Origin of the sequence: Mycobacterium sp. 852002-51152_SCH6134967 (assembly GCF_001667105.1) — a bacterium.
Classification (GTDB): Bacteria; Actinomycetota; Actinomycetes; order Mycobacteriales; family Mycobacteriaceae; genus Mycobacterium; species Mycobacterium neumannii_A.
This window is the reverse complement of sequence record NZ_LZIK01000033.1, coordinates 1-18,882: the sequence shown is the minus strand read 5'-3', so window position 1 is coordinate 18,882 and position 18,882 is coordinate 1. Positions and strand designations below refer to the sequence as shown.

20 protein-coding genes are annotated in these 18,882 nt (G+C 66.4%); 9 read left to right on the top strand and 11 right to left on the bottom strand.

Annotated elements, in window-relative coordinates; all coding sequences use genetic code 11:
* Window positions 1-3 precede the first annotated feature (3 nt).
* Entirely contained in the window at window positions 4-2,217 is a 2,214-nt protein-coding gene (glgB, locus tag A5790_RS10790) for a 1,4-alpha-glucan branching protein GlgB (protein WP_066843471.1), read from the top strand.
* Window positions 2,218-2,308: 91 nt separating this feature from the next.
* Here the strand turns inward: glgB and A5790_RS10785 are convergent, their stop codons facing one another.
* The 3 genes from A5790_RS10785 to A5790_RS10775 are packed head-to-tail and all read right to left on the bottom strand — an operon-like array spanning window position 2,309 to window position 4,846.
* A complete protein-coding gene (locus tag A5790_RS10785) occupies window positions 2,309-3,202 on the bottom strand; it encodes a tetratricopeptide repeat protein (RefSeq protein WP_197696766.1) in 894 nt (297 codons plus the stop codon).
* Between the two features lie 13 nt (window positions 3,203-3,215).
* Window positions 3,216-3,599, bottom strand: coding sequence for a DUF3817 domain-containing protein (locus tag A5790_RS10780; protein WP_094292326.1), 384 nt, complete (start codon window positions 3,597-3,599; stop codon window positions 3,216-3,218).
* Between the two features lie 44 nt (window positions 3,600-3,643).
* Entirely contained in the window at window positions 3,644-4,846 is a 1,203-nt protein-coding gene (locus tag A5790_RS10775; RefSeq protein WP_066843465.1) for an acetyl-CoA C-acetyltransferase, read from the bottom strand.
* Window positions 4,847-4,929: 83 nt separating this feature from the next.
* Between A5790_RS10775 and mce the strand changes: the two genes are divergently transcribed.
* Window positions 4,930-5,406: a methylmalonyl-CoA epimerase gene (gene mce, locus A5790_RS10770; protein WP_066843463.1), complete on the top strand. Its 477-nt coding sequence runs from the start codon at window positions 4,930-4,932 to the stop codon at window positions 5,404-5,406.
* Here mce and A5790_RS26180 read toward each other — a convergent pair.
* Together A5790_RS26180 and nucS are read right to left on the bottom strand one after the other, a co-directional pair.
* A complete protein-coding gene (locus tag A5790_RS26180; RefSeq protein ID WP_082961674.1) occupies window positions 5,403-5,699 on the bottom strand; it encodes a hypothetical protein in 297 nt (98 codons plus the stop codon). The two genes, mce and A5790_RS26180, sit on opposite strands and share 4 nt — an antisense overlap.
* Entirely contained in the window at window positions 5,699-6,370 is a 672-nt protein-coding gene (gene nucS / locus A5790_RS10765) for an endonuclease NucS (protein ID WP_066843461.1), read from the bottom strand. Before nucS ends, A5790_RS26180 begins: the two co-directional genes overlap by 1 nt.
* A 45-nt stretch (window positions 6,371-6,415) precedes the next feature.
* On the opposite strand from nucS, the gene A5790_RS10760 reads away from it, so the two are divergent.
* On the top strand, window positions 6,416-8,017 hold the full coding sequence (locus tag A5790_RS10760; RefSeq protein ID WP_066843459.1) for an adenylate/guanylate cyclase domain-containing protein: 1,602 nt from the start codon (window positions 6,416-6,418) through the stop codon (window positions 8,015-8,017).
* Here A5790_RS10760 and glsA read toward each other — a convergent pair.
* Window positions 8,006-9,298 carry a glutaminase A gene (glsA, locus tag A5790_RS10755; protein ID WP_066843457.1) on the bottom strand — a complete coding sequence of 431 codons (1,293 nt, stop codon included), beginning with the start codon at window positions 9,296-9,298 and terminating at the stop codon, window positions 8,006-8,008. The genes A5790_RS10760 and glsA overlap by 12 nt on opposite strands.
* A 9-nt stretch (window positions 9,299-9,307) precedes the next feature.
* The gene (locus A5790_RS10750; protein WP_066843454.1) at window positions 9,308-10,741 is read right to left on the bottom strand and encodes a carotenoid oxygenase family protein; all 1,434 of its coding nucleotides are present in this window, start codon (window positions 10,739-10,741) and stop codon (window positions 9,308-9,310) included.
* Window positions 10,742-10,806: 65 nt separating this feature from the next.
* Between A5790_RS10750 and A5790_RS10745 the strand changes: the two genes are divergently transcribed.
* Window positions 10,807-11,463 (top strand): TetR/AcrR family transcriptional regulator, encoded by a 657-nt coding sequence (locus tag A5790_RS10745; protein WP_231987721.1) that lies wholly within the window; start codon window positions 10,807-10,809, stop codon window positions 11,461-11,463.
* A 38-nt stretch (window positions 11,464-11,501) separates the two neighbouring features.
* Here A5790_RS10745 and A5790_RS10740 read toward each other — a convergent pair whose 3' ends face one another.
* Window positions 11,502-12,386, bottom strand: coding sequence for a cytochrome P450 (locus tag A5790_RS10740; protein ID WP_231987719.1), 885 nt, complete (start codon window positions 12,384-12,386; stop codon window positions 11,502-11,504).
* Window positions 12,387-12,484: 98 nt separating this feature from the next.
* Between A5790_RS10740 and A5790_RS10735 the strand changes: the two genes are divergently transcribed.
* Entirely contained in the window at window positions 12,485-12,940 is a 456-nt protein-coding gene (locus A5790_RS10735; protein ID WP_066843447.1) for a hypothetical protein, read from the top strand.
* 143 nt (window positions 12,941-13,083) lie between these two features.
* On the opposite strand, the gene A5790_RS10730 is transcribed toward A5790_RS10735, so the two are convergent.
* Window positions 13,084-13,614, bottom strand: coding sequence for a hypothetical protein (locus tag A5790_RS10730; protein WP_066843444.1), 531 nt, complete (start codon window positions 13,612-13,614; stop codon window positions 13,084-13,086).
* A 186-nt stretch (window positions 13,615-13,800) separates the two neighbouring features.
* Between A5790_RS10730 and A5790_RS10725 the strand changes: the two genes are divergently transcribed.
* On the top strand, window positions 13,801-15,294 hold the full coding sequence (locus tag A5790_RS10725; RefSeq protein WP_066843645.1) for a DNA-3-methyladenine glycosylase 2 family protein: 1,494 nt from the start codon (window positions 13,801-13,803) through the stop codon (window positions 15,292-15,294).
* Here A5790_RS10725 and A5790_RS10720 read toward each other — a convergent pair.
* Complete coding sequence (locus A5790_RS10720) at window positions 15,291-15,995, bottom strand: TetR/AcrR family transcriptional regulator (protein ID WP_066843441.1); 705 nt, start codon at window positions 15,993-15,995, stop codon at window positions 15,291-15,293. The genes A5790_RS10725 and A5790_RS10720 overlap by 4 nt on opposite strands.
* Before the next feature lie 166 nt (window positions 15,996-16,161).
* Between A5790_RS10720 and A5790_RS10715 the strand changes: the two genes are divergently transcribed.
* Together A5790_RS10715 and A5790_RS10710 are read left to right on the top strand one after the other, a co-directional pair.
* Complete coding sequence (locus tag A5790_RS10715) at window positions 16,162-16,977, top strand: SDR family oxidoreductase (protein WP_082961678.1); 816 nt, start codon at window positions 16,162-16,164, stop codon at window positions 16,975-16,977.
* A 15-nt stretch (window positions 16,978-16,992) separates the two neighbouring features.
* Window positions 16,993-17,289, top strand: coding sequence for a hypothetical protein (locus A5790_RS10710; protein WP_066843438.1), 297 nt, complete (start codon window positions 16,993-16,995; stop codon window positions 17,287-17,289).
* 68 nt (window positions 17,290-17,357) lie between these two features.
* On the opposite strand, the gene A5790_RS10705 is transcribed toward A5790_RS10710, so the two are convergent.
* Window positions 17,358-17,924, bottom strand: a complete 567-nt coding sequence (locus tag A5790_RS10705) for a dihydrofolate reductase family protein (protein WP_066843435.1) — start codon at window positions 17,922-17,924, stop codon at window positions 17,358-17,360.
* A gap of 245 nt (window positions 17,925-18,169) precedes the next feature.
* Here A5790_RS10705 and A5790_RS10700 point away from each other — a divergent pair, with 245 nt between their 5' ends.
* Window positions 18,170-18,673 carry a methylated-DNA--[protein]-cysteine S-methyltransferase gene (locus tag A5790_RS10700; protein WP_066843432.1) on the top strand — a complete coding sequence of 168 codons (504 nt, stop codon included), beginning with the start codon at window positions 18,170-18,172 and terminating at the stop codon, window positions 18,671-18,673.
* Window positions 18,674-18,882: the final 209 nt, after the last annotated feature.

Genomic DNA, 18,882 nt, shown 5'->3' with positions numbered 1-18,882 from the left:
GACATGACGCAGACCAAACAAGCGAGCAGCCCACATCTGCGGCCGCACACCGCCGACCTCAACCGGCTGCTGGCCGGCGAGCACCACGACCCGCATTCGGTGCTCGGCGCCCACGAGTACGACGACCACACCGTGATCCGCGCCTATCGACCCCATGCCGTCGAGGTGGTCGCGGTCATCGGCGGTGAGCGATATGTGTTCCAGCACATCGAAGCCGGGCTGTTCGCGGTCGCGCTGCCGTTCACCGGGCTGGCCGACTATCGGCTCGAGGTGCACTACCCCGGCGGCGACGGCTCGACCCAGGTGCACACGGTGGCCGACGCGTACCGGTTCCTGCCCACGCTCGGCGAGGTCGACTTGCACCTTTTCTCCGAGGGCCGCCACGAGCGGTTATGGGAGATCCTCGGGGCACACCCCCGCAGCTACACCACCCCCGACGGCGTCGTCGACGGTGTCTCGTTCGCGGTGTGGGCGCCGAACGCCAAGGGCGTCAGCCTGATCGGCGAGTTCAACCACTGGGACGGCAACGAAGCCCAGTTGCGTGTGCTCGGGTCGACCGGCGTGTGGGAGGTGTTCTGGCCGGGCTTCGAGATCGGCGGGTTGTACAAGTTCCGCATCCACGGCGCCGACGGTTCGGTCAGCGAGCGCGCCGACCCGATGGCGTTCGCGACCGAGGTGCCGCCCAAGACCGCCTCGAAGGTGACCCGCAGCGACTACACGTGGGCGGACGACGAGTGGATGACGCGCCGCGCGGCCCAGAACCCGGTGTTCGAGCCGATGAGCACCCTCGAGGTGCACCTGATGTCGTGGCGTCCTGGTCTGAGCTATCGCGAACTGGCCTCCCAGCTCACCCAATACGTTGTCGAGAACGGGTTCACCCATGTCGAGCTGATGCCCGTGGCCGAGCATCCGTTCGGCGGCTCGTGGGGTTATCAGGTCACCTCGTATTACGCGCCGACGTCGCGGCTGGGCACCCCCGACGAGTTCCGCCACCTCGTCGACACGCTGCACCAGGCCGGCATCGGCGTGATCATGGACTGGGTGCCCGCCCACTTCCCGAAGGACGCCTGGGCGCTCGGCCGTTTCGACGGCACCGCGCTCTACGAGCACTCCGATCCTCGCCGCGGAGAGCAATTGGATTGGGGCACTTACGTCTTCGATTTCGGCCGTGCCGAGGTGCGCAACTTCCTGGTGGCCAACGCGTTGTACTGGCTGCAGGAGTACCACATCGACGGCCTGCGGGTGGATGCGGTCGCCTCGATGCTCTACCTCGACTACTCGCGCCCCGAAGGCGGATGGACCCCGAACATCTACGGCGGTCGCGAGAACCTCGAAGCCGTGCAGTTTCTTCAGGAGATGAACGCGACCGTGCACAAGGCCGCCCCCGGCATCGTGACGGTCGCCGAAGAGTCCACCTCGTGGCCCGGAGTGACCAGGCCGACGAACCTTGGCGGCCTTGGCTTCTCGATGAAGTGGAACATGGGCTGGATGAACGACACGCTGGAGTTCATCAAACGCGATCCGATCCACCGCAGCTACCACCACCACGAGATCACCTTCTCGATGCTCTACGCGTTCAGCGAGAACTATGTGCTGCCGATCAGCCATGACGAGGTCGTGCACGGCAAGGGCACGCTGTGGGGCAGGATGCCGGGCAACGACCACAACAAGGCCGCCGGGCTGCGCAGCCTGCTGGCGTATCAGTGGGCGCATCCAGGCAAGCAGCTGCTGTTCATGGGCCAGGAGTTCGGCCAGCGCGCCGAGTGGTCCGAGGAGCGTGGCGTGGACTGGTATCAGCTCGACGAGAACAGCTTCTCGACCGGCATCCAGCGCATGGTGCACGACATGAACACCGTCTACCGAACCCGGCGGGCGCTGTGGTCCCAAGACACCCGACCCGAGGGCTACAGCTGGATCGACGCCAACGATTCGGCCAACAACGTGCTGAGCTTCCTGCGCTACGGCGACGATGGCTCCGTGCTGGCGTGCGTGTTCAACTTCTCCGGCGCCGAGCACTCCCGCTATCGCCTGGGGTTACCGCACGCAGGCACCTGGCGCGAGGTGCTCAACACCGACGCCGACATCTACAACGGGTCGGGCATCGGTAACTACGGTGCGGTGGAGGCGACCGACGAGCCGTGGCACGGGCGTCCGGCGTCGGCGGTCATGGTGCTGCCCCCGCTGTCCGCGCTTTGGTTCGAATACGTCGCCGAGTAGGGGACGCCAGGTTGCGCCGCAACCGACGCAATGGCGGAAAAACACAACGAGAAACCGCCAATTCGTCGGCTTCGACGAAAGGTATTGAAGGTCAGTACAGCGCGTTGGCCAGCTTGCGCCGACCGGCGATGACCTCGGGATCGGCCGGATCGAACAGGTCGAACAGCTCGATCAGTCGCGTACGCACGGTGGTGCGGTCGTCGCCGGACGTCCGCTTGACGAGGTCGATGAGCCGGTCGAAGGCCGCCGCGATGTTCTGCTGGAGGACCTCGACGTCGGCGGCGGCGAACGCCAACTCGATGTCGCCGCGGTCCGCGTCGGCGGCGGCGATCGCGTCGGGCGTCCGGGTGGTGGCCCGCTGCAGGAAATCGATCTGGCGGACGGCGCCCTTGGCTTCGGCGTGACCGGGGTTGGCGTCGAGAATCGCCTGGTACGCGGAGCGCGCGGCATCGAAGTCACCGGCGTCCAGATGCGAACGCGCCTGCGCGAGTTCGGGATCGACCTCTTCGGACTCCCCCTCCTCAGCTCCGCCGGGCAACTTACCCGCGACCGCGTTCAGCAGCGAGTCGATCCACCGGCGCAACTGCTCGGGAGGCTGCATGCCCTGGAAACTCGACAGGGGTTGTCCGGCGGCCAGCGCGACCACGGTCGGGATCGCCTGCACACCGAACATCTGCGCCACGCGGGGGACGACGTCGACGTTGACCGTCGCCAACGCCCATTTCCCGCCGTCGGCTGTGGCCAGTTGACCGAGGGCATCACCCAATTGGACGCTCGCATCGCTGCGCGGTGACCACAGCAGCACCACGACGGGAACTTGATTGGACCGGACCAGCACCTCGGCTTCGAGGTTCGCCTCGGTGACTTCCACTCCACCGGCGGGCGAAGACGATTCGCTACCACCCGTCGAGGGCCGCTGCTTGAGGGCGGACAGATCAACCGCACCGGCCATCGAGGCCGCGATAGAGGGGCGTGGACGACTCACGCCCATAAGTTTGTCACGTCGTTTCACCGACCGGCTGCCCCGGTTGCGCGATCGGCGCAACGACGGACTCCGCTCCCAGCCGGCCGGTGCGCTCCACCCACATGAGGAAGACCACACTGGCGAGCGGCACGATGCTCGCGACGATCCCCAGCAACCACGTACCAGTCGCCCATTTGAACATCACGGCCGCGAGCAACCCGAGCGCGACGAACGCCACGAAGACCGCTCCGTGGGCGGGGCCGAACACCTTGACGCCGATCTCGGTGCGCGGGGTGCCGAGGTACTTGAAGTACATGCCGATCAGCAGTCCGACCCAGCTCACCGCCTCGAGCAGGGCGACGAAACGGAACCATCCCGCGACGGTGCGCTGATTCAGCAGGCGAGTCATGGCCGCCATTGTGCCCGAAACACGTGTCGATTACTACACGCCGTCGTAGGACCTCAGCGCGCGCGGAGGATCAGCGCATCACCCTGACCGCCGGCCCCGCACAGCGCGGCCACGGCGTAACCAGAACCTTGCTTCTTCCCGTCGCCCCGGCGCCGGGCGAGCTCGAGCGCCGCATGCAACGTGATGCGGGCGCCCGACATCCCGATCGGATGTCCGATGGCGATCGCACCGCCGTTGACGTTGACCTTGCCGGGATCGACTCCGAGCTCCTTTGTCGAGGCCAGCGCGACCGCGGAGAACGCCTCGTTGATCTCGATGACGTCGAGCTGATCGACCGAGATGCCCTCACGCGCAACCGCCTTCTTGATGGCGTTGGCCGGCTGCGACTGGAGCGTGGAGTCCGGGCCTGCGACGACACCGTGCGCACCGATCTCACACAGCCACGACAGCCCCCGTTCCTCGGCCTTGGCCTTGTTCATCACGACGACGGCACACGCGCCGTCGGAGATCTGCGAGGCCGACCCGGCGGTGATGGTGCCGTCCTTGCGGAATGCCGGCTTCAGACCGGCCAGCGACTCGACGGTGGTGTTGGCGCGGATGCCTTCGTCCTCGGCGAACTCCAGCGGGTCGCCCTTGCGCTGCGGGATCTGCACCGGCACTACCTCGTCGGCGTAGACACCGTCTTTCCAAGCGGCTGCGGCCTTCTGGTGGGACCGGGCGGCGAACTCGTCTTGTTCGGCGCGGGTGAACTGGTCGACATCGTTGCGCTGCTCGGTGAGCGCGCCCATCGGCTGATCGGTGAACACGTCGTGCAGACCGTCGTAGGCCATGTGGTCGAGCACTGTGACGTCGCCGTACTTGTAGCCCGACCGGCTGTTCATCAGCAGGTGCGGCGCCTGGGTCATCGATTCCTGGCCGCCGGCCACGACGACGTCGAACTCGCCGGCACGGATCAACTGGTCGGCCAGCGCGATCGAGTCGATACCCGACAGGCACATCTTGTTGATGGTCAGCGAGGGAACGTCCCAGCCGATACCCGCCTCGACGGCGGCCTGCCGGGCCGGCATCTGCCCGGCGCCCGCGGTGAGGACCTGGCCCATGATCACGTACTCGACGGCAGCCGCGTCGACGTTGCCGTTCTCGAGCGCCGCCTTGATCGCGATCGCGCCGAGGTCGCTGCCGGAGAAGTCCTTCAGCGAGCCCATCAGCTTGCCGACCGGTGTGCGTGCCCCGGAAACGATCACCGACGTGGTCATTTACTACCTCCGAAAAGTGGGTATAGCGATCTGTGTTCCATGACACATTCCACAAACATCTGTCTCAAGGTTACCGTTACGCTATGACCACCGAACACGTAGGCGCACGTCCAGCGCTCGCCAGCGCACTGGTGACGGCGATCGATCACGTGGGGATCGCCGTTCCGGACCTCGACGCCGCGATCAAGTGGTACCACGATCATCTCGGCATGATCGTTCTCCATGAGGAGATCAACGAGGACCAGGGCGTGCGCGAGGCGATGCTCTCGGTGCGTGGCGCCCCTGTGGGCAGCGCGCAGATCCAGTTGATGGCGCCGCTGGACGAGACCTCGACGATCGCCAAATTCATCGACAAACGCGGCCCCGGTCTTCAGCAACTGGCCTACCGCGTCAGCGATATCGACGCGCTCAGCGAGCGCCTGCGCGCCGACGGCGTGCAGTTGCTCTACGACGCCCCGCGCCGCGGCACCGCGAACTCACGGATCAACTTCATCCACCCGAAGGACGCCGGCGGCGTCCTCATCGAGCTCGTCGAGCCCGCTGCGGACGGCGACCACTAAGACCACCTGCGGGTCGGGCCACGCGTCGCGCGGTGCGTCCAGCACGGCGTGTGCCAGTGCCGACGGTCGTCGGCCGCCCGCTCCCCCACATCGGCCGGAAGTACCACGACATGTGCTGTGCCAGGCCGGATTTCGTGATCACAGCCCGGACACCGGTATGTCTTGGTGGCCCGCGCGGCGGCGATCGGACGCACCTCGTACTCGTAGCCGTCCGGCCCGGTCTCGACGCGTCGGGATGCAGGCAGCGGCGGTGGCGGCCGCTCGGACCGCCGACGAGACCGCTTGCGGGCCATCAGAACAGCCGGAACTCGTCGCTGTCCATGCCGCGCATCTTGTCGTAGTCCAACGTGACGCAGCGGATGCCGCGGTCGGTGGCCAGCGTGCGGGCCTGCGGCTTGATCTGCTGGGCGGCGAAGACTCCGGCGACCGGGGCCAGCAGGGTGTCGCGGTTGAGTAGCTCGAGATAACGGGTGAGCTGCTCCACTCCGTCGATCTCGCCGCGGCGCTTGATCTCGACCGCAACCGACCCGCCGTTGGCGTCGCGACACAACAGGTCGACCGGTCCGATCGCAGTCATGTACTCGCGCCGCACCAGCGTGTAACCCGCCCCGAGCAATTCGACGTGCTCGGCCAACAACTCCTGCAGATGCGCCTCGACGCCGTCCTTGACCAGGCCGGGATCGACGCCGAGTTCGTGGCTGGAGTCGTGTTCGATAGCTTCGACGGTGATCCGCAGCTGCTCACCGGCCCTGTTCTCGACCACCCACACGGGGGTCGGGCCGGAGGTGTCCTCGGTCAGGCGACACGGCGGGGTCATCCAGTTCAACGGTTTGTAGGCACGGTCGTCGGCGTGCACGCTCACCGAACCATCCGCCTTAATCAGCAGCAGCCGCCGCGCCGAAGGCAGGTGAGCGGTCAGGCGTCCGACGTAGTCGACAGTGCACTGGGCGATCACGAGACGCACCCGACCACCTTAGGTGGCCGCCCGGCAATTTAGGCTGAGGGGACGATGACCGCCAACAGGAGCGTCGCACATCGGCTGGGTCGCGTCCTGGAGACGGTGACCCGCCAGAGTGGACGGTTGGGCACCCCGGAATACGGGTCGTGGTTACTCGGAAAGCCCCAAGAAAGTCAGGCGCGCCGACGCGTCCGTATCCAGGTGATCCTGACGTTCTTCATCCTGTTCACCAACATCCTCGGCATCGCGGTCTCGCTGCTGCTCAACGGGGTCGCCATCCCGGTTCCCAGTGTCTTCACCGACGCACCGGCCTGGCTGACCTGGGGCGTGGTGCCGGCCTACATGGTGGTCGCGCTCGTCTTCGGCACGACCTGGATCACTTCGCGCACCGTCGGCTCGCTGCGGTGGGCGATCGAGGAGCGGCCCCCCACCCGCGAGGACCAGCGAAACGTGTTCCTGGCGCCATGGCGAGTGGCCAAGAAGCTTCTTCTGCTGTGGGGCATCGGCACGGTACTGCTGACCGTGCTGTACGGCATGCAGGACCCGGCGTTCATTCCGCGGTTCCTGCTCGCGGTGGGCTTCCCCGGCATCGTGGTGGCGACCGCGTGTTACATGATCACCGAGTTCGCTCTGCGCCCGATCGCCGCTCAGGCACTCGAGGCCGGTCGTCCTCCGCGGCGGTTGGCGCACGGCGTCATGGGGCGAACGATGACGGTCTGGCTGCTCAGTTCCGGGGTGCCGGTGCTCGGCATCCTTCTGCTCGCGGTGTTCACACTGGCGCTGCGGAACCTCACCGCTACCCAGTTCGCGGTAGCCGTGATGATCATCGCGGTGATCGCCCTCGCCTTCGGGCTGACTCTGATGTGGCTGCTGTCGTGGCTCATCGCCACCCCGGTCCGAGTTGTGCGCTCGGCTCTCAAGCACGTCGAGGAGGGCGATCTGGACTGCAGTCTCGTCGTTTTCGACGGCACCGAACTCGGTGAGCTACAGCGGGGGTTCAACAAGATGGTGCACGGGCTCAAGGAACGTGAACGCCTGCGCGACATCTTCGGGCGCCACGTCGGCCGGGAGGTCGCCGCCGAGGCCGAGAAGCAACGGCCCAAGCTCGGCGGCGAGGAGCGTCATGTCGCGGTCATCTTCGTCGACATCATCGGGTCGACGAAGCTGGTCACGTCCAAGCGCGCGACCGACGTCGTCGGCCTTCTCAACCGGTTCTTTGCGGTGGTCGTCGAGGAAGTGGATCGTCATCACGGCTTCGTCAACAAGTTCGAGGGTGACGGTGCGCTCGCGGTGTTCGGGGCTCCGGTGCGTCTGGAGAACCCGGAGGATTCGGCGCTGGCCGCCGCGCGGGCGATCGCGCGGCGCATCCACGAAGAGGTGCCCGAGTTCGACGCCGGCATCGGGGTCGCCGCCGGCGAAGCGGTGGCGGGCAACGTCGGCGCCCGAGAACGTTTCGAGTACACCGTCATCGGCGAGCCCGTCAACGAGGCGGCACGGCTATGTGAACTGGCCAAGGAAACTCCCGGCCACGTACTGGCCAGCTCTGATGCGGTGTCCGGCGCGAGCGAAACCGAGCGCGTCCACTGGCGTTTGGGCGACGAGGTGACGTTGCGGGGCCACGACGAGCCGACGAGGTTGGCCCTACCCGCCTGAGTCACCGGTGCGCAGGTTCGCCGTGGCGCTCAGCGCGTCTTCGAGCGTGCCGTACACCCTGGCGTCGAAGCCTTCGGTGTGGCTCGCGGTCAGGACCCGGTCGGGGTCGACCACGTAGCCCTCCTTGCCGGCCGCGACGAGCGATTCGCGCATGCCCGCGAACATGCGACGCGCCGCGTCGTCGATGTCGTCGACCCGTGACAACTCTAGAATCGCGACGTCGAATACGTCGCGCTCGCGATAGACCCTGCGCAGCACCTGTTCGGCACCGGCGAACAATAGGTCGCCGTGCAGTTCGAAAACCCGCACACCCGGTTCGACGTCGTACGCGTTGCGGATTGTCGACCGGGATTCCCGGGTGTGCGCGAGGAAGTGCAGGCCGAGCTCCGCCGACATGCTGCGACACACTTCGGTCCCTCGCACGCTGTTGCCTTTGGCGTCCAACCGCGGTGAGTAGACGCCGATTCCGAGCTGCCCCGGCAGCACGGCCGCGATGCCGCCGCCGACACCGCTCTTGGCGGGCATGCCGACGGCGCTCGCCCAATCCCCTGCCGCGTCGTACATCCCGCACATGACCATCACGCTCAGCGTGCGTTGCACGACCGCCGCACTGGCCACGCGCCGCCCAGCCACCGGCTCGACGCCACCGCGAGCGAGCGTGGCGGCCATGACGGCCAGATCGGTGCTCGTCACTTTGATCGAGCACTGCCGGAAGTAGACGTCGAGAGCCTCGTCGGGATCGCCGTCGAGTACGCCGAAGCTCTGCAGCATGTAGGCGATCGCGCGGTTTCGACTACCGGTGGCCTGCTCTGAACCGTAGACGTCGTGATCGATTGCGAGCTCGCGGCCCGCGAACGCCGAATAGAACTCGTGGATCTGGTTGAACCGCTCGTCAGCAGTGGCGCCGGGTATCAGCGAGGCCGCGGCGATCGCGCCCGCGTTGATCATCGGGTTCTTCGGCGTCTTGGTGGTTTCGTCCACACTGATCTCGTTGAACGCCTCGCCGGAGGGTTCGACGCCGATCTTGGCGTCGACGGCTTCCATGCCGACGCGCTCGAGCGCGAGCGCGTAGGTGAACGGCTTCGATATCGATTGGATGGTGAATTCGATTGCCGTGTCGCCGGATTCGTAGACGTGGCCATCGGCCATGGACAGCGACAGACCGAAGCCGTTCGGGTCGACCGATCTCAGTTCGGGGATGTAGTCGGCCAGCGCACCTTCGTCGTTGTCGGCGTGCTGCTCCCGAATCTGGTCCAGGAACCTCTGCACCAGTTCGGCCATGGCGCAATCCTAGGCCGGTACCCAGTTCCCGTGGAACCCCGCGGGCACGCGGTGCGGCAGCCGGATGGCCGCGACGTCCTCGAGGGTCTGGGCGTCGAGCAGCGCCAGCTCACTGCGGTCGGTCCGGCGGTCGTAGACATAGCCCATCAACACGCCGTCGTCCTCGGCCGCCTCCGGCGAGGACGGCTCGAAGACGAACTCCCCGAGCACTTTTCCGTCACCGAATGACCGTGACTGGGTTGCACCGCCGACGAAATCGTGCTTGAGCAGGACGTCGGCGGTCTCGCCCTCGCCGACGTTCGGCGCATACCCGTAGCGGTGGCGTCTACCGGCGCGGCGTTCGTCGACACGGGGAAACTCTTGACCGCGATCGTCGATGCGCGATTCGCGGACCTTGCCGTCGGCGAGATCGACCGTCCAGCGGTCGAGCGTCGGGGGTCCCTCGTCGGGGCCAAGCCGGTTGGTGTCGAACATCTTCGGGTGACGAACGACGTCGAGCACGATGGTGTCGCCGTCGTCGTAGGCGTTCATCGGATGGAACACGTAGCAGGGTTCGACGTCGAACCAGCGCACATCGGCGTTGCCGCCCTGGCGTGGCATCACACCCACGCGCGCCGGATACCGCGGGTTCCACGAGTACGGGAAGCGGCGATCGGTGGTTTCGCCCCGCGGTTGCCGTGCGCTGATCGGGTCGGGGATGCGGACCCGGCCGATGAGGGCCGACAACACCAGCCGGGAGACGAACCGAAGACCGCGCGGAACCGTCATCTCCACTGCCATACCGGCGTCAAAGGTCACCGGCAGGTCGTAGAACACGACGTGGTTCTCGGTCAGCGAAAAGTCGTGCATCATCGGGCTTCCCGCGACCTCTACGTCGACCGTGCGTCGCGCGCGTCCGCCGGTGTCGATTACCGAGTACTGCACCGTGTTGCCGCGGTACATGCTGTACGAGACGGCGTGCAGCTCACCGGTGTCCGGGTCACGCTTCGGATGCGCGGTGTAACCGCCGGTCAGCGTCCCGTCGAAATCGCATGCGCCGACGGTGTCGAGCTCGTCGGTGAGTTCGACGTTCGTCACGCCGGACTCGATCAGCGCGATCGTCTTGCCGGCATGCCCGATGATGTTGGTGTTGGCGCCGATTCCCGAGATCGGGAAGGACCCTTTCGGCGGCCGCTCTCCCAGGGCCCGCGCGGTCTGCGGGCCACGGACCCACCGGTTGCGATACCACTCCGCCCTGCCGTCGCGGATCCGGATGCCGTGCACCATCCCGTCTCCGATGAACCAGTGGTACAGCTCGGGATCGAGCTCCCCGATCGGGTTCGGGCCGTTGCGCAGATAGCGACCGTCGAGGTGGTCGGGAATCGTCCCGGTGACCTCGAGGTCGGTCAGCGTGTGCTCGTCGTGAATCGGCGCGAAGACGCCATCGAGGTAACGGTTCGTCATCGGGTCATCCCTATAACAGTGTTATGACACCCTCTGTATAACACCGTTATGGCACCATGGCAAGGGTGAGCGGCGCTCGAGAGCACCTGGTCGAGACCGGCATCCGCATCCTCGAACGCGACGGCCTGGCCGCCCTCAGCGCGCGCAAGTTGGCCGCCGAAACCGGTACGTCCACGATGGCGGTGTACACCCACTTCGAGGGCATGTCCGGTTTGATCGACGCGATCGCCGGCGAGTCGTTCGCCCGCTTCACGCGGGCTTTGACTGAAGTGGCACCGACCGAGGACCCGGTCGCGGACTTCTTCGTGATGGGCGCTCGCTACCGGGAATTCGCGCTGCAGAACCCCCAGCGCTACCAGATGATGTTCGGCACCGCGGCCGAGTCGTTGAACCGGTACCACGCCGACCTCACGGTCACCGGCAGCGCCAGCGCCCGAAGCGAGTGGGCGGTGTCGTTCGATGCACTACTCACCGGCGTGCGCCGGATGATCGAGGCCGGGCGCATCCGCGATGACGGGGAGGCGGCCGTCGCGGGGCGGCTGTGGAGCATCTGCCACGGTGCGGTGCTGCTGGAGATCGCCGGGTTCTTCGGGCACGAGGGGCACGGCCTGACTCAGATCCTCGGTCCGTTGACCGTCGACGCGCTGGTCGGACTGGGTGACGAACGCGACCGCACGATGGCTTCTCTGACGACCGCGATGACGACCCTGTTCGGGTCGTAGCCATCACGCGCCATGGGCTGCCGCGCAGGACCGAAATCTCAAGTGAGAGTCTCGAGCTCGATCGGCAGTGAGTCGGCCGGTGTGGGTCCGGTCCCCCACGTGAGCGGCACGCGGTATCCGTCGGGCACGCTCCAGCGGAAGCGACGCAACAGCTTGTGCATCACCGTCTTGACCGTCATATCGGCGAACTGTTGGCCGATGCACTTGTGGGCGCCGCCCCCGAACGGCGCGAACGCATAGCGGTTGACCGCCGCGCGGTTGGTCGCGTCGGTGAACCGCGAAGGGTCGAACGTGTCGGGCGCGGGCCACCAGTCGGCCAGCCGCATCGAGGCGTGCACGCTGATCGCGATCTGGGCCTTGCGCGGTATGTAGTGCCCGCAGATCTCAGTGTCGCGAATCGCCTGGCGGAACAGGGATCCCGCCGGGGCATACATGCGCAGCACTTCCTTGAACGCAGCGTCCAGCAAGGCGCACTGTTCCAGGTCGTCGAGGGTGGGCGAATCGATCGGATGGGCGACAGCCTCGTCACGAAGCATGTTCTGCCAGTGACCGTTTCGCCCCAGCTCATAGACGAGCATGGCCAGGGCGATGGCCGTGGTGTCGTGAGCGGCCATCAACAGGAAGATCATGTGGTTGACGATGTCGGCGTCGGTGAAACGTTGACCGTCGTCGGATTCGCTGCGACACAGCATCGAGAACAGATCGGCGCCCTCGCCGCGACGGCGGTCCGCGATCTGCCTGCCGAAGTAGCGCTCGAGGCGTTCTCGCGCCCGCAGTCCTCGCGCCCACGTCCCGCCGGGCACATCGGCGCGGACGATGGCCTGCCCGCCGTGCACGGTGTCGTGGAAGTCGCGGATGAGTTGGTCGGACTCCGCGCCGATTTCGGTGCCGATGAACACCTCGGCCGCCTGTTGCAACAACATCTGTTTGATCGACGGATACATCGGAAAGCGGGTCGCCGGCCGCCAGGTGGCCAGCGCGCGGTCGATGCTTTCAGCAGTCTCGGTGAGATATGTGTTGAGTGCAGGAGCGCCTGTGCGCCGACGCGGGCCTCAACAAGCGCTACTTCTACGAGAGCTTCACCGAGGTCGATGCGGTGGCTGGTGCCGTGATCGATGACATCGCCGCCGCCGTCCGCGACGCAACCGTAGGCGCTGCCGTCCAAACGCAGACGAAACCCGTTGAACAGCAGGCATTTGCGTGCGTCACGGCCTTGGTGCACAGCCTGGTCGACGGTCCGCGCCGCGCGCGGGTCCTGCTGGGTGGGGTCGCTGCGACCCCGGGTCTGCGCACGCACCGCGTTGCGGTGATGCGCAGCCTGACCGACGTGCTCATCGAGCACGCGCGCACGGTGCACGGCGTCGAACTCGCCCGCGACCGCTGGCGAAGGTCGCGCCGGCATTTCTGGTCGGAGGCACCGCCGATGCTGTTCTGGCCTTCGTCGACGGCACCGCGGCGATCACCGTCGACGAGCTGATCTCTCAGTTGACCACGCTGTGGCTGATCACCGGCGACGGCGCCGCCTCAGTCGCGCGAGGACGTTTGATGGGCGATCACGAAGCCGGAGCCGCCCCGTCGAGCCGGGTGTCCAACGTCGCCGACTGAGAGGCTGCGGTCCGCTCAGCTCTCGTCGTGCCCCACTTCGGCGGGCAGCGGTGGTGGCAGCGGCTTCTGCGATGTCGTGGGGGCCGAACTCGCCGCGGGCGGCGACGCCCCCGGGTTCGATGCGGGCGGCGACTTCCCTGGGCTCGACGCGGAGACCTCGTGGAAATCCAGCATCGCCTCGTCGCGGATGACGCGCGACCCCGCCGCGAGGATCAGCGATTCCTCGGACACGGTATACGTGATTCCGTCGTTGTCGACCGTGAACGTGTTGCCCGACTTCTCGGCGGTTTTGATCAGTTTGGCGCCGTCGCGCAACCGCACTCCGCGGTATTCATAGCTGCCGTTGGGTGTCTCGCAGATCGCCACGCGCGACGTGGCGGTACTGCCGAACACCACCGCCGAGTAGGGCGCCGCACAACGCGCGGTCGAGTCGACGTAGCCGCGGGTGTCGGATGCCGGCGCTGCGACGGCCGACGGCACGGTGAACGCAGCCGCGGCCGAGCATGCGGCCACGGCACCGACAAGAACCCACCCTCGATTCGACATTGCTTCCACGACACCACGACATCGGCATCCGCGCACCCGACAATGACAGACGGGTTCGAATCGTTAGCACGCCGAAACCAGCCCGTTAGCAGGATCAAACCGTCTCGATCGTCGACTCATGAGCCTCCGACGACGATGTCGGTTTTCCGCTAGTCCCCTCGGGGGCCGCGTGTAATGGTGAGAGGCATGTACGACGATTTCGACCGCTGCTACCGGGCCGTCCAGTCCAAGGACGCCCGGTTCGACGGCTGGTTCGTCACCGCGGTGCTGACCACCGGGATCTACTGCCGGCCGAGTTGTCCGGTCCGCCCGCCGTACGCCCGCAATATGCGGTTCTATCCGACCGCTGCGGCTGCCCAGAAGGCCGGATTCCGCGCTTGTAAGCGGTGCCGACCCGACGCCTCGCCGGGTTCGCCGGAATGGAATGTCGGTGGCGACGTTGTTGCGCGGGCCATGCGGCTGATCGCCGACGGCATCGTCGACCGCGAAGGTGTCACCGGGCTGGCCGCCAAGCTCGGCTACACCACCCGCCAGGTCGAGCGGCTCCTGCAGGCGGAAGTCGGCGCCAATCCGCTCGCGCTGGCGCGGGCGCAGCGTTCGCAGACGGCACGTGTGCTCATCGAGACCACCGAATTGCCATTCAGCGACGTCGCATTCGCATCAGGGTTCTCCAGCATCCGCCAGTTCAACGACACCGTCCGAACGGTGTACGACCTACCTCCAACCGCATTGCGCCACCGCGCGCGAACGCGCATGGGCCGAAGCGAGGACGGTGCCGGCACCATATCCCTACGGCTGCCGGTCCGCACCCCGTTCGCATACGAGGGGTTGTTCGGGCACCTGGCAGCCAGTGCGGTGCCGGGCGTCGAAGAGGTGCGCGACGGCGCCTATCGCCGCACCATGCGCCTGCCCAACGGGAACGGGATCGTCTGTCTCACACCGCAGCCGGACCATGTGCAGTGCCGCGTCGCGCTCGACGACTTCCGCGACCTCGCCACGGCCATCGCCCGCTGCCGACGGCTGCTCGACCTCGATGCCGACCCCGAGGCGGTCGTCGACGCGCTCGGCGCCGACGCCGACCTGAGTGCCTTGGTCGCCAAGGCTCCCGGACAGCGCATCCCACGCACCGTGGACGAACAGGAACTGGCCGTACGAGCGGTGCTCGGCCAACAGGTGTCGGTGAAGGCGGCGCGCACGCATGCCGGCCGGCTCGTGTCGGCGTACGGTCGACCGATCACCGATGTGAACGGTGGTCTGGCGCACGTCTTTCCGACCGTCGAGCATCTCGCGGAGATCGACCCCGCCCATTTGGCCTTCCCGACGTCCAGACAAAGGTCCCTGGCATCGCTTATCCGCGCACTGGCCGACGGAGACGTGGTACTGGATGCCGGCTGCGACTGGAACAGCGCGCGTGGGCAGCTGCAGGCGTTGCCCGGCATCGGCCCGTGGACCGCGGAGATCATCGCCATGCGGGGGTTGGGAGACCCCGACGCGTTCCCGGTCACCGACCTCGGCGTGCGAATGGCGGCCGAACAGCTGGGCCTGCCCGCCGAGGCACGCTCGCTCACCGAGCACAGCACCCGCTGGCGACCGTGGCGGTCATACGTGACCCAGCACCTGTGGACCGCGCTCGATCATGCGGTCAACGACTGGCCTCCGAAAGCGCGCGGCTCGGTCTAGCTCCGCACGAGACGGTCGAGCCACTCTCGCAGCAGTGCGGCTTCGGTGGGGCTGAGGGTTTTCGTATCAGCCGACTCCAGCAGAGATTTCAGGGCGATGGCGCGGGTGGCGATACGGGTGTCGCCGAACGGGTCGTCGAAGCCTTCGGTCGTGATGGCCGCCAGTATTGCTTCTCGCGTCGCATGCGACAGGCCGGGGTCACGGTCCTCGGGTAGTTGCGAGATCAGCGTGAACGCGACACCGCGACAGGCCGAATGCATCATCTCCGCGGCACGGTCGACATCGACGCGAAGGCGGCCGGCTTCGGCGATGCGCTGCATCAGATAGCGCAGGATCGCGTCACCCTCGACCACTGCCTTGGGTCTGGCGTTGGGCCGCGGGTCTGCATACAGCACCGCGTAGACGTGTGGATTACGCACGCCGAAGTCGATATGTGAATCCCACCCGCCTCGCAGGTCTTCGATCGGATCATCGGTCAGACGTCGACTTCGCTTCTCGGTGAGGTACTCGACCATGCCGAGGCTGGCGGCATCGTCGATCAGTTGCTGCATATCACCGAAGTGCCGATAAATCGTGGGCGGCTGCACTGCCGCGGCCGCACTGACGCTGCGCGTCGTGACCGCATCGCGGCCCTCCCTCGTCAGAAGGTCGGCGGCCGCGCGAAGGATGCGCTCTCGCGGCCCGAGTTCGGTTTTCTGCACGTTATCGACGATAGCACTTTCAAGGTTCTACTGATAACATCAGCGATATCACTAGTTGGATACCATCGATAACGGATCGGAGCGCCGGGCTGTGGAACCGACGGACGCCGGACGAGACACCGGAAGCGGAGGCAAAGGCGCCGCGACTCGATTGTCACGACGGTCGATGCTTTCCGCGGTCGTTGCCGCAGGCGTCGGCGCGGCCGGCGTCGCAGGCATCGCGACGGCGACCATCGGCGACGATCGACGTTCGAATGGCATGTCGGCTCTCGTCACGGGCTCGTCGCGCGGCATCGGTGCGGCGACGGCACGACGGCTGGCGTGCGACGGCTATGCCGTCACCGTCAACTGCGTGGTGAACCGCGACCTGGCCGCCGAGGTGGTCCGCGGCATCGAGTCGGACGGCGGACGCGCGATCTGGGTCCAGGCCGACGTCAGTGATCCCGTGTCGGTCCGCCGTTTGTTCGACGAACATGAACAAGCCTTCGGCGGCGTCGATGCCGTCGTCGCCAACGCCGGGATCATGCGCCTCTCCCCCTTCGCCCAGATGAGTGACGGCGACTTCGATCGGATGTTCGCCGTCAACGCCAAAGGCAGCTTCAACACGCTGCGCGAAGCGGCCCGCCGAATCCGCGACGGCGGGCGGATCGTGACGCTTTCCTCGAGCATCACTCAGTTGCGGACCTCCACCTACGGGCCGTACGCCGCAACGAAGATGGCCCAGGACATGTTTGCCGCGGTCCTAGCCAAAGAGCTTGCGGGACGACGAATTTCGGTCAACGCGCTGGCGCCCGGCGTCGTCAATACCAGCTTGTTCACCGACGGTAAGAGCGCTGATCAGATCGCGGGCTTCACGCAGCGCACGCCGCACCAACGGTTGGGAGAACCATCCGATATCGCCGACGTCGTCTCGGGGCTCTGCAGCAACGATGGCGGCTGGGTCAACGGCCAGACCGTCTTCGCCAACGGCGGCATCGTATGAGGAAGGAAAAGCGCAATGCGAACACCGATTGTCTCCACCATGGCCGCGGCGGCGCTGCTCTCGGCGGTCGGCCTGGCCGGCGTCGCGCAGTCCGCGCCGTCGGGTCCCGGCACCGCCATTGACACCATCCGCAACCTCGAGAGCCAGGGTAAGAGGGTGATCGTCAACCGCGTGGGCACAGCGCCACTGTCACACTGCAACGTGAGCAGCGTGGCCGAAGGACACGACGTCACGGTGCGTGATCCCGTCGGTACCACCGGTTCTCAGGAGCGCATCCGCTACAGCACGGTCTACGTCACGGTTCGGTGCTGACCGCCTCTGGCGGCTGAGATACCTACAGCTCGCTGATCGTGCGACCGCAGGCCGTTAGCTGTGTCCGATCAGTCCCGCTTGGCTTCGTAGCGCAGCAGGACCGTGCCGCACCCGAAGGTGAGGTTCTCCAACAGCCGCAACGAGGTCCAGGACGGCAGTGTCGGAAAGAATGGAGTTCCGCCGCCCACAGCGGTGGGCGCCAACACGAGCCGATACTCGTCCACCAGGCCGGCTTGCACGATCGGTGCGGCCAGCGTCGCACCGGCGACCTCCAAATTGCCGTCGGTTTCGGCTTTCACCTTTGTCACCACCTCAACGGGGTCGCCGCGCTCCAGGCGCGAGTTCCAGTCAACGGACTCCAGGGTGCGAGAGAACACGACCTTGGGCATATCCCGCCAGATCTGGGCGTAATCGACGATCAACGGTGTCGCGTCCGGTGCCTCGTCGGCGGTCGGCCAGTACGCTGACATCAGTTCGTAGAGCCGCCGCCCGTAGAACGACAAGGCGGTCTGCCGCTCGAAGTCGTTCCAGTACTGGTGCAGTTCTTCACTCGGATCGGACCAGTCGATGCTGCCGTGCGCGTCCGCGATGTACCCGTCCACCGACACGTTGAAGCCATAAATGAGTCTGCCCACGACGATCAGACTGCACCGGAGGGCAGAAGTCATCGCGATGCCACACCGTGTCGTCCTGGCGCCGCGAGCACTCGCGACGACGATGTCGGATTTCCGCCAGCTTGAGCCGTGGACACGTGCCATCGTGGGATGTGCACGACATCCACAGTGAGCTGACCACGACGGGGTTGGCCGCTTCGGCGAGAACCGGTGACCAGCATCGGCGGTCGCATGCCAGACGGACGGTGGCTGCCAAAGGAGAAGCGATGGAAGCCATACACTTTCGCGTTATCGACAGCCCGGTCGGTCCGCTTACCCTTGCGGGCAAGGACACGCGGCTGAGGCACCTACGGATGGTCGCCCAGACGTATGAGCCCAGTCGCGAAGGCTGGATTGCCGACGATGGCGCCTTTCCCGAGGCTGTCGGACAGCTCGAGGCCTACTTCGCCGGTGAGCTCACCGAATTCGACTTGGAGCTCGACATGGTCGGTACGGCGTTTCAACGAAAGGTGTGGGCGGCGCTGCTGACAATTCCCTACGGTGAGACGCGGTCGTACGGTGAGATCGCCCGCCAGATCGGAGCCGTGGGTGCATTCCGTGCGGTCGGTCTGGCCAACGGGCACAACCCGATCGGCATCATCGTGCCGTGCCATCGGGTCATCGGGGCCAACGGCAGCCTGACCGGATACGGCGGCGGCCTCGACCGTAAAAGGGCGCTGCTCGACATGGAGAAGAGTCGTGTCTCTCCGGCGTTGACGTTGTTCGACTGAATCGGCCGACACGGCCACGGCAATCAACACGGCAATTAGCGCGCGGGGCGCCACTCCGAATTCAGAGCGCCGGTAATGATACGTGCCGTACAAATGCCTGTGGCCCCCAATCGAATTGGGGGCCACAGGGCTTAATTTGTGTTCGGCGGTGTCCTACTTTTCCGCCCGGGTGGGGCAGTATCATTGGCGCTGGCAGGCTTAGCTTCCGG